The following is a 12,780-nucleotide window of genomic DNA, read 5'->3' as shown; positions in this document are numbered from 1 at the left end:
ATAAATGATCCGGATCGCCGCTCCGAATTCGACTCCGTTAACATTTAAGTCTAATATTACATTCAATTAATAACATGCGAACACTTGGCCTCCCCATTGCATCCCATTCGACCATGGCCAGTGTCCTGATGGTGGATGACGAAGAGGATCTCCTCTGGTCGGTGTCTCAGCACTTCGCGCGTGAGCGCCCGACCGTGGATTTCAAGATCTGCTCCAACCCCATGGAGGCCCTGTCCCTCCTCCATCGGGAGAAGATCGACGTCCTGATCACCGATTTCCAGATGCCTGTGGTGAACGGCATCGACCTGATGATCCAGGCCCAGAAGATCCAGCCCGACCTCTCCATCATCTTCATCACGGCCTTCGGCAGCCCCCAGATGCGCAAGGAGATCGATCAGCGGGGCGCCTTCGGCTTCGTCGAGAAGCCGTTCGCCCCCAAGGCCCTCATCGAGGAGGTCGATCTCGCCATCCAGTCCAACCAGGGTGGCTTCACCGGCTCCCTGAGCCTGGGGTTCGTGGACCTCGTTCAGCTGTACTCCGCCACCCGGAACACGGGGTGCCTGACCGTGCGGCTGGGCCGGCAGACGGGCCGCGTCTGGCTCAAGGACGGCCAGGTGGTCCACGCGGTCCGGGACCAGGTCACCGGAGCCCAGGCGGTCTACGACCTCATCGCCTGGAAGGGCGGCAACTTCGACATGCAGGAGGGCGCCGAGGCGCCCATGCACTCCATCCGGGAGAGCACGGCCATGGTGCTCCTGGAGGGCCTGAGGCTGCGGGATGAGGCCCTGCGCGCCCCGATCGAGGGTTCCTCCTCTCCGGAGGCCTCCGACCGGATTCCGCCCGTCCTCCAACCGCCCCCCAGGGCCTTCCCGCCTGACCTCCTCCACGAAGACACGCGTCCCAGCCTCGAGCCCTCCGAGGGCAAGGAGCTGACCCCCGCCGGGGCCCAGCTCCTGTTCCACCCCGCTCCGAGCCCTCCGGCCCCCCTGGACACCCCGGAGATCCTCCGCCTCCACGAGGAGGCGCTCCTGATCCACGGCGTGCTGTCCGAACGCATCGCGAGGGCGGCTAAGCTGATCGAGGCGGGCATCCAGGTCCCGGTGTCCACCTTCCAGCAGGAGGCCGACCTCCTGCTGGGGACCGTCCGGCTCCAGTCGGAAAGGCCCGCTCCGACGCCCTCTCCCGCCCGCCACACCGCCCCGGCCGACGATCCCGTGATCCAGTTCCTCCTCGAGCTGGAGGAGCGCTACGCCGGCACTCCGGAAGAGCTGGCCAAGGTCCACGCCATCACCGTCCACCCGGATTCCGTCGAGGTGGGGGGCATCGGGCTGCGGCGCCACAATGAAGTCGCCGCTCCGGACCACCGGGAGGGCATCTACGAGTTCAACGGAAGCACCCTGTTCACCTGGCACGCCGCCATGAAGCTGTTCGGGTCCCGCATCCCCTCGGACGACGAGTGGGGCACGATCTTCGAAGCCATCCCGGGGCTGAGCGACAACAGCCGCCTCGCGAACGGCCAGGCCATCCTCCAGATCCCCTTCGTGGGCCACCGGAACCCTTACGGCGACTTCCTGAACCCGGACGACGAATCCAACCTCTGGTCCTCCACCCCGGACGGCAACGTGAAGGCCCGGTGCTGGTACCTGCTGCGGAACTTCCGCGTGGTCACGCGGTACTCCAACTCGAAGATGTACTCCTTCTCGGTGCGACTCAAAGCCGAGTAGGGGCTGAATAGGGCGCCGAACCGGCTCAGCCCCGCCGTCCCCGCCGCACGGCGTCCAAGATGGCCTTCGGCAGCGCCTGGAGCGGCACCACGGCGTCCACGCCGCCGCGGTCCACCGCCTCCTTGGGCATGCCGTACACCACGCAGGTGGCTTCGTCCTGGGCGAGGTTGTAGGCGCCGGCCCGCTTCATCTCCAGCATGCCGTTGGCGCCGTCATCCCCCATCCCCGTCATGATCACGCCCACCCCATTGGATCCGGCGGCGCGGGCGGCGGAGTGGAACAGGACATCCACGCTCGGGCGGTGGCGGGAGACCAGGGGCCCGTCGCTCACGCGGACGACGTAGCGGCCGCCGGACCGCGCCACCTCCGTGTGGCGGTTCCCGGGCGCGATCAGGGCGCGCCCCACGAGGATCCCGTCGCCGTCCGCCGCCTCCTTCACCTCGATCCTGCAGACCTCGTTGAGCCGCTTGGCGAACGCGGCCGTGAACAGCTCCGGCATGTGCTGGACGACCACGATGCCCGCGCAGTCCACCGGCATGGCGGACAGCAGCTCCCGGAGCGCCTCCGTCCCCCCCGTGGACGCGCCCACCACCACCACCTGGTCCGTGGTGGTCCCCAGCACGGGCGCCCCGGTCTCGAGGGGGGGCCGGTGCTGAGGCGCGGCCCGCCTCCGGCGCAGCCGGGAGTGGGCGGCGGCGCGCACCGTGTCGATGATCTGCATGGCCGACTCGTGCAGGAAATCCCGGACGCCGAGCTTGGGCTTGGTGATGACCGACAGGGCTCCCTCCTCGAGGGCCAGCATGGCCGCCTCCGCCCCCCGGGCGGCCAGGCTCGAGCAGATCACCACGGGCAGGGGATCGTCCTTCATCAGCCGGCGCAGGAAGGTGATGCCGTCCATGCGGGGCATCTCGAGGTCCAGGACGATGACATCCGGGCGCAGGGTCTGCATCTTCTGGAGGGCGAAGATGGGATCCTGCGCGGTCACCACCCGCATGTCCCGCTCCTGGCCCAGGATGGCCGTGAGCGCCTGCCGGACCACGGCCGAATCGTCCACCACCAGGACCTGGATCGGGAGCTGTCCGGGGTTCCGCTGGAGTTCTGGCATCGCGCTCCACCCTGCCTGCGTGGTCCTGGCCTCGCTAAAGAAGTACGTGGCCCGACGCGGCGAGACAAGAGAATACGTACGTCGGAGTTCTTATCGGCGGGCGGACCCGACCCTTGAAATCACGGTCAGCGCAGCCGTGGCAGCCTCTGCCCGCTGAAGTAGGTGGACTGGAGCGGCGCGTAGATGGTGGGTCCCACGCTGCGCGCCTGCTCGGTGAGGCCGTGGAGGCTTTCGGCGTGTCCGAGGAGCAGCAAGCCGCTCGGCGCCAGATGCGCCAGCAGCTCCTCCACCACCCCCGCCTTGGTGGCCGTGTTGAAGTAGATCAGGACGTTCCGGCAGAAGATGATGTCGAACCCGCCGGGGACGGGGTAGGGCCGGCTGTTCAGGTTCATCCGGGAGAAGGAGACCAGCGACCGGATCTCGGGTCCGGCCTTCATCTTGCCCTTCTCGGGGCCCGTCCCTTCGAGCATGAAGGCCTTGAGGTAGGGCGTGGGGATCTCCTCGGCCTTCTCGATGCGCCAGAGCGCGTCCTTGGCCTTCTGCAGCACCCGGGTGGAGATGTCGGTGCCCAGGATCTCGATGGACCAGCCCTCCGAGGCCGGGAGCTGGTCCAGCAGCAGCATGGCGATGGAGTAGGGCTCCTCGCCCGTCGAGCAGGCGGCGCTCCAGACCCGGATGGACCGGGGCCGTCTTCCGGCCTGGGCATCCTCCACCCACCTGGGCAGCACCCGGGTCTTCAGGAATTCGAACTGGTGGGGCTCCCGGAAGAAGTGGGTCTCGTTGGTCGAGATCCGGTCGAGCATCTCGATGCGCTCGGCCTCGTCCTTCTGGACGGCCTTGAAATACTCCCCGTAGCTGGTCATGCCCAGGGCGCGGAGCCGCGCGTGGAGGCGGCCCCCTAGGAGGGCCAGCTTGTGGTCCGCGAGGAAGATCCCGGATTCCCGGTGGATCAGGTCCTGGAAGGCGCGGAACTCCTCCTTCCGGATCGAGTAGTCCCCTGCTGCCTCAGACGCGGGAGAGGCGGGGCGCCGCGGTTGGTCCATGGGTGGGGGTGGCCTTTCAATCGCCCGGCGCGGGTTCCGCGCCTTCCGGCGCCGCCTCCGCGGCCTGCCCTGCGATGGCGGTGACCGAGGAGAGCTCGGACGGGGACAGGGCCTTGTCGATGTCCAGGACCATCACGAACTTCTTCCCGGAGCGCCCCATCCCGAGCAGGTACTCCAGCTTGACCTTGGTCCCGAAGTCGGGCGCAGGCTCGATCTGCTCCTCCGGAAGGTCGACCACCTGGCTGATCGAATCCACGATCACCCCCATGGTCGTCTTGTCCTCGCCCGCGCCCACCTCGACGATCACGACGCAGGTCCGCTTCGTGACTTCCCGCTCGGGAAGCCCGAACTTCAGCGCCAGGTCCACCACGGGCACCACGGCGCCGCGCAGGTTGATCACCCCGCGCACCGTCGGAGGGGCCCCGGGCACCTTGGTGACCGTCCCGTACTCCAGGATCTCCCGGGCCTTCAGGATCCTCACCGCGAACTCCTCGTCCGCGAGGAAGAACGACAGGTACTGGCTTTGATCGTGGTTGGCCAGATCGGCCAGAACGCTCATGTCCATCGCCGCCTCCCTCAGAACCGCTTGAAGTGCTGGTCTTGGCCGAGGCCGACCGCGGGCTTCAAGGTTCTGCCCGCCAGCGGGGCGGGTTCCGGGTGCATGAAGTGGGCGACGGGGGCGTGCCGCGAGACCGTCTCCTCGCCGGTCACCTTGAAGAAGGCCACCAGCTGCTGGAGGGCCTCCGCCTGGGAGGCGAGCTCCTCCGCCGTGGAGGAGAGCTCCTCGGCGGCCGAGGCGTTCCGCTGGGTGACCTGGTCCACCTGGGTCATGGCCTTGTTCATCTGCTTCACGCCGCTGGCCTGCTCGCGCGACGTGGCCGCCACCTCCTGGACCAGCTCGGCGGTCTTGCGGATGGCGGGGACGAGCTCCTTCAGCTGCTCGCCCGACTTGATGGCCACCCCCACACTGCCGCCCGCCACTTCGTTGATCTCCTTGGCCGCACCCTGGCTGCGCTCCGCCAGCTTGCGGACCTCGGTGGCCACCACGGCGAACCCGCGGCCGTGCTCACCGGCCCGCGCCGCCTCGATGGCCGCGTTCAGCGCCAGCAGGTTGGTCTGGTAGGCGATCTCCTCAATGATCGAGATGCGCTCGGCGATCATCTTCATGGCTTCGACGGTCTTCTCCACGCTCTGGCCGCTCTCGTCGGCGTCCCGGGCGCTCTGCATGGCCATCTGCTCGGTCTGGCGGCTGTTGTCGGCGTTCTGCTCGATGGAGCTGCTCAGCTCCTCGAGGCTGGCGGTGGTCTCCTCCACGGACGAGGCCTGTTCGCTGGTCCCCTGGGAGAGCCCCTGCGAGGTGGAGGACACCTGCTGGGCCGCCGAGGCCAGCGCGTTGGCGCCCGTCCTCACCTCTCCGATGGTCTGGGACAGGTTCTCCACCATGCGGTTGAACGCGACGCCCATCTCGGCCAGCTCGTCCTTGCCCGCCACATCGACCTTGTCCCTCAGGTCCCCGTCGGCCATCTTCCGCATGCCCTCGGCCACCCGGAGCAGGGGGACGGAGATGCCCCGGGAGATCCGCCAGGCCACCACCAGCGCCGCGATCACCGAAGCGATCGTGACCACCATGACCATCCGGAGCACAGTCTGGGAGAAACCCTGCATCTGCTGGGCCTTCGCGGTCATCTCCTTCTCATGCCTGGCCATCGCCTTTTCCGAGGTGGCCTCGAGCCGGTGGACGGCATCCTTGAAGGGATCCTCCGCCTTGTTCAGCTCCTGCGAGGTCTTGAACAGGCCCATGTCGATCTGGGGGATGACGCGCTCGAACTCCGTGCTGTAGGTGCCGAGGTCCAGTCGGATCGCCCGGACGGCATCCTTGTCCTCACTGGCCTCGAGCCGCTTCTCGACCTGGTCGAGGGTCTCGACCAGGGAAGCGTGGGTCTCCTTCCACTTCCGGACGTAGCCCTCCCGCTTGGCCGCGTCCTCGAAGTTGAGAAATACATCCTTCTCGTAGCGGCGGAGGTTGAGGGTGTCCGTGCCGATGTTCGTGAAGGATTCAGCGAGTGCGTACTCGTGGCTCAGGATGCCGTTGGCTTCCCGGCTGAGCTGATCGACGGCGTTATTGCCGACCAGGGCCACGGCCACGAGGAGGGCGGCGATGATCCCGAACGCCAGGAACAGCTTCGTCCTGATCTTCAGGTCTCGGATTGAGAGCATGGGGACTCCTTTCTACTTATCAAACGGATGGGAGGATCTGGGTCTGAAGTGGAAATGGCGGATTTTCGGCCGGGGCCGGCTCAGGGCGCCTCGCCGCGGGCTGCGGTGCGGACCACCGCCTCGCGCAGGAGGGCCGGGACGTCCAGGATCATGGCGACCCGGCCGTTGCCCAGGATGGTGGAGCCCGAGATGCCGATGGTCTGCTTGAACAGGTTGCCCAGCGGCTTGATCACGGCCTGGCACTCGCCCTGGAGGTCGTCCACGGCGATCCCCGCTAGGCCCTCGCCATGGCGGACCACGACGATCTTCCGGCGGCCCTCGCCGCCCGTCCCGAAGCGGAAGAGCTCCTGGAGGCCCAGGTAGGGCAGCGGCTCGCCCCTCAGGCTGAGCACGCCGGAACCCTCGGTCTCGCTGCGCTGCTCGGCCGGGAGATCGACACATTCGACCACCGCATCCAGCGGGATGACGTAGGACTCGTCCCCGGCCGTGACCCCGAACCCCTCGATGATGGCGAGCGTCAGCGGGAACCGGAGCGTGAATGTGGTGCCCTGGCCCAGAACGCTCTTCACGGAGATGGTGCCCCGCAGCCGCTCCACGGCGCGCCGCACGATGTCCATGCCGATGCCCCGGCCGGAGAGGTCCGTCACCCGGGTGGCCGTGGAGAACCCGGGCTCGAAGATCAGGGCCTGGAGGTCGGCGTCGCTGAGCCGGTCGACGTCCTCCACACCGCCCCACTTCCGGGCCTGCGCCAGCAGCTTCTCCCGCGCCATCCCGCCGCCGTCGTCGGCGACTTCGATGACTACGAACGCTGATTCGTGCCGGGCCCTCAGGTTGACATGCCCGCAGGGGGGCTTGCCCGCGGCGCGCCGCTCCACCCCGTTCTCGATGCCGTGGTCGATGGCGTTCCTGAGGAGATGGATGAGGGGCTCCCGCAGCTGCTCGACCACGGCGTTGTCCACTTCCACGTCGCTGCCCTCGATGGCGAGGTCGATCTCCTTGCCCGTGTGCAGGGCCAGGTCCCTGACCGCCCGCGTGTACCCCTGGAAGAGGGTGCCGACGGGCACAAGCCGGGCCTGCATCACGTGCTCCTGGAGCTCGCTGAAGAGGCGATCCATGTCCCGGTGAGCGTCCTGGATGGCCGAGGCCTTGGCACCTGCAAGCGTGGCGATCTGGGTGTCCAGGCGGCCGCGACTGATGGCCAGCTCCCCGACCAGGTCCAGCATCCGGTCCAGCTTGGCCACCTTCACCCGGAGGGTCTTGGCCGTGTCCCGGGCCCGGGATCGCCGCTCGGCTCCGATCTGGGGCTCCTGCTGCGCCGTACCGCCCCCATGCGAGGCGCCTTCCAGCTCGTTCAGGAGCTCCCGGGTGCTGGCCGGCATCAGGCTCGGATCCTCGGCCCCCGCCAGGGCCCGGAGGGCGTCCACGGAGCGCAGGAGGATGGTGGCCAGGGCGGGCGTGAAAGGCTGCCCGCCCCCGGAGATCTTCTCCAGCAGGCTCTCCAGCCCGTGGGCGAATTCCGTCATGGCCGTGTAGCCCACCATGGACGCGTCGCCCTTGATGGTGTGGGCGATCCGGAAGATGGTCTTGGCCAGGGCCTTGTCCCCGGGCTGCCGCTCCAGCTCGATCAGAGCCCCCTCGAATTCGTTCAGGTGCTCGCCGGTCTCAGCGAAGAACGTCGCACGGATGGCATTGAGATCGATGTCCATGCGGCCTCCTAGAGCGTTCTCACCAGCACCGCGCCATCCAGGGTCTGGAAGTGGATCTTCCGGCCTCGGGCGCCCTCCACGTCCTCGCTCACCACGCGGATGCCATGGGCGGCGAGCCGTTCCCGGGCCACCTGCACGTTCTTGAGCCCGAGGTGGTTGGCGCCGGGAGCCGCCGATCCCAGCACGCAGGCCCCACCGAAGAGCTTGGCCTGGAGCCGCCCGAGGGATCCGCCCGCCCGGGCCGCGGCGCTGATCAGCATGTCCGTAGCCGAATCGCCGTAGCGCGCGGAATCGGGCTCTCCCGCCGGATGGTGGGCGAGCAGGAAGTGGTTCATGCCCCCGACCCGCGAGACGGGGTCCCAGAGGCAGACCGCCACGCAGGAGCCCAGGATCGTGGTCATGGTGCAGGGCACGAGGGAGACATGCAGGTGCCCGGGGTGCAGGTAGACCGATACACCACCGCTGGCGGCATCCGCCGGGATCCAGCCGGGGGCGGGCAAGTGGGGCATGGGTCTCCTTGGTGCGGTCAAGCGTCGGGGGGTGGCTACTTCCCGCCCTTCACGAATTCCTGAAGCTTCAGCCGGTAGAGGGCCATGGCCGCATTCGCGGCCAGCAGGTCGAAGAGCTCCCGGTCGAGGGGCTCGAGCCCGGACTTCTGGGGCAGCAGGCGGTACATGGCGACGGCTCCCACCGTCTCGTCCCCGACACTCATGACGATGCTGGCCGAGGGCCTGGAGACGTCCAGCTCGTCCATGCTGAGGACCGCCGGGTCCGTCACGTGCATCTTCCGGGACTTCAGGTGGCCGGCCAGTGCCCCGTCGGGACGGGTCATGCTGGCGAGGAAGTCATCGGGCAGCCCCATGGAATCGCAGACCTGCCACCCCCCATGGCCATCGGGCTCCAGCAGGGCGAACTCCTCGCAGCCGACCAGGTTGATGACGATCTCCCGGATGGCGTCCACGAGCTCCGCCCGGTCCAGCGCGCTGTTGAGCCGGTAGCTCGCCACGTAGAGGTTCGCCAGGTTGGTGTTCTGCTGCTCGATGGCCAGCTGCTGCTCGGTGGATTTCTGGTTCGCGTTCACCTGGGCGGTCAGCCGCTCCCGCAGGGCGCTCAGCTCGCTCATCTGCTGGTTGGCGCCGGCCTCCAGCTCCTCGACCCGCTTCTGGAGCGCCACCCGCTCGCATTCGAGGGTGGCGACGAGTTCCCTCAGCCCCTCGTTGTCCTCGCGGAGGCGGCGCTCGTACTCGCGCGTCTCCTCCAGCACGCGGCGGACATAGGATTCTTGGTTGGGTTCGTTGGCCACGGAAGGCTCCAGCAATCGGCTGCGGTTGTTCGGGACCGGGAAGGCTCCGGGCGTCAGGAACCGATGAGGTTGTTGATCTTGCTCAGCAGCTCGGATCCGTTGATGGGCTTGGTGACGTAGTCGTTGCAGCCGACCGTGTAGCCGGTCTCGATGTTCACGCCCTCGCCGCGGGTGGTCACCATGATCACGGGGATGTCCTTGATCTCCTCATGGGCGCGGATCTCCCGCAGGGCGTCGAAGCCGTCCATGCGCGGCATCATCACGTCCATCAGGATCAGGTCGGGGCGCTCCTTCAGCGCCGTCTCGAACCCGGCCTCCCCGTCCCTCGCGATCAGGATGTCGAAGGGGCTGTTCTTGAGGATCATCTGCTCGACCATGAGCACGGTGCTGGAGTCGTCGACGAGCAGTATTTTTTTCCGTTGGGTCATGGGGCCCCTCAACACGAGAAGGACCGGGGCGTCAGGGCGTCCCGGCGCTGTTCGAAAACCGGCAGCTACTACAGCCGGGTTTGCAAATCGGCGGCCAATCCCGATCCGTAATTGCATCGATACATATGATACGAGTTACCAATTAAGGGTCGACGAATCCGGAATCCTGTTCTTAGATCAGAATCTGTCCATGGCGGTCAATGTTTGACCGGTCAGGGTCCTCAGCCCGGTCACCCCGCCCGGAGGCGTTCAACCCATCGCGGCTTCCAGGCGCGTGACCAGGCGCTCCAGGTGGGAGCTGAGGGCGTCGATGGGATCCGGCGTCTCCCGCCGGCCCCGCTCCGAGCGCACCCAGCGCCGCAGGAGGGACAAGGTCTGGGGGTCGCGGACGCCCAGCTTCTTGGTGGACTGGATGAGGATCTTGGTCAGCCGCGTCCGGCCCGGGCCCGCTCCCTGCGATTCCTGCAGCTGCTGGCTGAGGCGGAAGGCCTCCTTCGCCACCATGAGGTCGTGGCTGATGAGGGGCATCCGGGCGTTGATCCGGCCCAGGAATTCCTCCAGGTAGCCGAACAGCTCCTCCACGAGCTCGGTTCCGCTCACCAGCGCGAACTCCAGGTCGCTCTGGGCGTCCAGGATGCGGCCGAAGGCCGCGGTCAGCCGGTCCATTTCGGAGCGGTCGCGGGCCCGGATGAGGAAGAACTCCGGGCTCCGGCGGAAGGCGTTCACGTGGTTGTGGGCCTGGAAGAGCGTAAGCGAAAGCCGCAGGTAGTCCTTCTCGCGGACCTGGGCCCGGAGCCTGGGCAGGAGCCGGGCGAGCTGCTCCCACAGGCGGTAGAGGCGCTGCCGCAGCTGGTCCCCCTCATCCTTCAGCGTGGGGGAATTCGGGAACATGCTCTGCCGCAGTTCCGCCGAGAAGGTCCTCACCAGGTCGGCCATCAGCTGCCGCTGGTGGTTGATGAGGCCGCTCTTCAGGTGGTCCAGGGTGAGCGCCAGGTGGTCGGCGTCCGCCTGGGCCAGGGCCTCATGCAGCAGCTCGTGGATGCTGGTCAGGTCCTGGCTCAGGGTGAACACCGCCTGCTGGAGGAAGGCCGACAGCAGCAGGGTCTCCTCCGTCCCCTTGGGGAGGCCCTCCATGATCTTGCTCCGGCCCAGCTGGTCCCCCAGCCGCGCCAGCTCCCGTTCCACGACGAAGTAGATGGGCACGGCCGCGTAGCGCTCCTGCTCGGTCATGTTCCCCGCGGGCGGGATCGGGTCCACGAGCCCCAGGATGGTCAGGTGGGAGGCCAGGCTGTGGGCGAGCACGCGGTAGGCCTTGGGCTGGGATCCGCGCACCCCCTTGAGGGTGGCCCGGACCTCCTGGGTCAGCATGGATTCCAGCCGCCCGCTGTCATAGCGGGGCAGCGACCAGCCGAGGTGGTTCCAGAGCCAGGTGAGGCTGCCGCGGATCTGTTCCAGGGCCCCCCAGTTGATCCCCTGGTCCAGGGGCCACAGGAGGATCAGGCGGAGGGTGTCGAGCACATGCTGGACCAGCAGCAGGGGCTCGACCCGCGAAAGGGTCTCCCGGGGCACGAAGGTCTCCAGGAGGTCCACCAGCCGGTGGATGGCCTCAATGGGCCGGCCCTCCGCGCCCTGGAGGGCCCGGTTGAGCGCCTTCATGCGGCTGTTGAGCTGGGACACCCGCTCCTCGCCCCCGGGCCCATCCACGAGAACCGCCAGCAGCTCCTTGAAGCTGTCCCGCCGCTCCTGCAGGAAGGCCGCCCAGTCGTCCAGGAGCTGGAAGGGGTCCTCCGGCCCGAAGGAGGTGGCCATGGTCCGGAGGGAGGCGACCAGGTCCAGGAGGTAGACCACCCAGGGTGGTTCCTTGTGGGTATGGAGGACCTCGAGGTGGGCCTCCTGGGCGAGGGCCTTCAGCTCGTTCAGGGCGTGGGACAGGACCAGCCCCATGGCCACGCGGTCCTTCCCCAGCTTCGGACCGGAGAGGTGGTTGAGGAAGACCAGGAACAGGCCCAGGGAGCGCTGGAGCTTCGCCTGCTGGGGCGCCGCGGGTGCGGGCGCGGCCTGACTGGGCCCCGAGTCGAGCAGGGGGCCGAGCTCCCCTTCTGTAAATTGGAGGATCTCCTTCAGCAGCTGGAGATCCTGCTGGGAGAGCGCCTTGCCCCTGACCAGTTTCCGGGCCTGCATCAGGGGGTTGGACTCGCGCTCCACGGAGGACATGGCCAAGAGCATAACCCGCTTCACCAGCCTCTCAGCCCTTCAGCAGCCGGTCCTCCGCCAGGCGCAGCATGTGTTCAGCGGCGAGGACGCCATCCTGGTGGTTCATGCGCTGGAAGTGGCCGCGCAGGTGGCGCAGGGTGCGGGGGATGGCCGGGGCGAAGTGGCACTTGTGGCGGTGCACGAGCTGGTGGCCGAAGGTGCCCAGGGCCTTGAGGTTCCGCTGGAGGGCGCTGAGGTTCAGCTCCTCCAGCAGGGCCTCATGGTTCCAGCCCAGCTCGTTCTGGAGGGGCCCCATCAGGGCGCGCCCGGCCTCCCGGGACCAGTCCCAGTAGCCGTCGTAGAGAATGCTGGCCAGGTCGTAGGTGGCGGCCCCCCGGCGGGCGTCCTGGAAGTCGATGACCACCAGCCGGTCCCCGTGGACCATGAGGTTGCGCACGTGGAAGTCGCGGTGGGCGAAGAAGTGGGCCCGGGTCTCCAGGCTGGCGTGGGCTTCCTCCATCATGCGGTCCAGCCAGCGGGGCGGATCCTTCTGGAGGAAGTCGCGGAAGAAGTTGACGCGGCAGTACTCCCACTCGAAGGCGAACTTGGCCTGGTCGAAGGAGCGGCCCATGAAGAAGGCGTGGGCCGGCGCCCCCAGGGTGAGGGGACCGGCCAGGGTGGCCAGCAGCCAGCCCGCCTGCTCGGCCCACCGGAGCTCCTCCTCGGGATGCTCCACCAGGCGGCGCTCCAGGGAGGTGTCGCCCAGGTCCTCCACCAGCAGGCAGCGGTCCCGGTCGTCGCACTGGAGGATGGTGGGCACCCGCAGCACGGGATCCAGGTAGGCCTGCAGGGCCCGGAACTCGAAGTAGCTGTCGTCCGGCTTGTCGGGGGTGTCCAGGGGATGCAGCACCACCAGCGCCGTCCCCAGTTGGGGATGGGCCACGCGGGTGTACTGGCGCGCTCCGGCATCCCCCGCCAAGGGGCGGGGATCCGACAGGTTCCAGCGCGCCAGGGCGCGGGCGAGGCGAGGGTCCATGCCTTCAGGGTACTCCCAGAGGGCC

General features: G+C 68.0%; 11 protein-coding genes. 1 reads left to right on the top strand and 10 read right to left on the bottom strand.

Annotated elements, in window-relative coordinates; translation table 11 throughout:
* The first annotated feature begins 113 nt into the window (after nt 1-113).
* On the top strand, nt 114-1,724 hold the full coding sequence (locus tag MLE42_RS14485; RefSeq protein WP_243288588.1) for a response regulator: 1,611 nt from the start codon (nt 114-116) through the stop codon (nt 1,722-1,724).
* Between the two features lie 25 nt (nt 1,725-1,749).
* Here MLE42_RS14485 and MLE42_RS14480 read toward each other — a convergent pair whose 3' ends face one another.
* From MLE42_RS14480 to MLE42_RS14435, 10 genes are all read right to left on the bottom strand, one after another.
* Nucleotides 1,750-2,829 carry a protein-glutamate methylesterase/protein-glutamine glutaminase gene (locus tag MLE42_RS14480; protein ID WP_243288587.1) on the bottom strand — a complete coding sequence of 360 codons (1,080 nt, stop codon included), beginning with the start codon at nt 2,827-2,829 and terminating at the stop codon, nt 1,750-1,752.
* Between the two features lie 125 nt (nt 2,830-2,954).
* On the bottom strand, nt 2,955-3,872 hold the full coding sequence (locus tag MLE42_RS14475) for a CheR family methyltransferase (protein ID WP_243288586.1): 918 nt from the start codon (nt 3,870-3,872) through the stop codon (nt 2,955-2,957).
* Between the two features lie 16 nt (nt 3,873-3,888).
* Complete coding sequence (locus MLE42_RS14470) at nt 3,889-4,431, bottom strand: chemotaxis protein CheW (protein WP_243288585.1); 543 nt, start codon at nt 4,429-4,431, stop codon at nt 3,889-3,891.
* Nucleotides 4,432-4,448: 17 nt separating this feature from the next.
* Nucleotides 4,449-6,089 (bottom strand): methyl-accepting chemotaxis protein, encoded by a 1,641-nt coding sequence (locus MLE42_RS14465; RefSeq protein WP_243288584.1) that lies wholly within the window; start codon nt 6,087-6,089, stop codon nt 4,449-4,451.
* 80 nt (nt 6,090-6,169) lie between these two features.
* Nucleotides 6,170-7,795 carry a chemotaxis protein CheA gene (locus MLE42_RS14460; protein ID WP_243288583.1) on the bottom strand — a complete coding sequence of 542 codons (1,626 nt, stop codon included), beginning with the start codon at nt 7,793-7,795 and terminating at the stop codon, nt 6,170-6,172.
* A gap of 8 nt (nt 7,796-7,803) precedes the next feature.
* Nucleotides 7,804-8,304: a chemotaxis protein CheD gene (locus MLE42_RS14455; protein WP_243288582.1), complete on the bottom strand. Its 501-nt coding sequence runs from the start codon at nt 8,302-8,304 to the stop codon at nt 7,804-7,806.
* A 35-nt stretch (nt 8,305-8,339) separates the two neighbouring features.
* A complete protein-coding gene (locus MLE42_RS14450; protein WP_243288581.1) occupies nt 8,340-9,098 on the bottom strand; it encodes a coiled-coil domain-containing protein in 759 nt (252 codons plus the stop codon).
* A 53-nt stretch (nt 9,099-9,151) separates the two neighbouring features.
* Nucleotides 9,152-9,526, bottom strand: a complete 375-nt coding sequence (locus MLE42_RS14445) for a response regulator (RefSeq protein WP_243288580.1) — start codon at nt 9,524-9,526, stop codon at nt 9,152-9,154.
* 249 nt (nt 9,527-9,775) lie between these two features.
* Entirely contained in the window at nt 9,776-11,752 is a 1,977-nt protein-coding gene (locus tag MLE42_RS14440) for a hypothetical protein (RefSeq protein ID WP_243288579.1), read from the bottom strand.
* A gap of 19 nt (nt 11,753-11,771) precedes the next feature.
* Nucleotides 11,772-12,755 carry a phosphotransferase gene (locus MLE42_RS14435; protein WP_243288578.1) on the bottom strand — a complete coding sequence of 328 codons (984 nt, stop codon included), beginning with the start codon at nt 12,753-12,755 and terminating at the stop codon, nt 11,772-11,774.
* Between the last annotated feature and the right edge of the window lie 25 nt (nt 12,756-12,780).

This window comes from Geothrix terrae (assembly GCF_022808775.1).
GTDB classification, from domain to species: Bacteria; Acidobacteriota; Holophagae; order Holophagales; family Holophagaceae; genus Geothrix; species Geothrix terrae.
The sequence above is the reverse complement of the archived record's forward strand: the minus strand, read 5'-3'. Positions and strand labels throughout refer to the sequence as shown.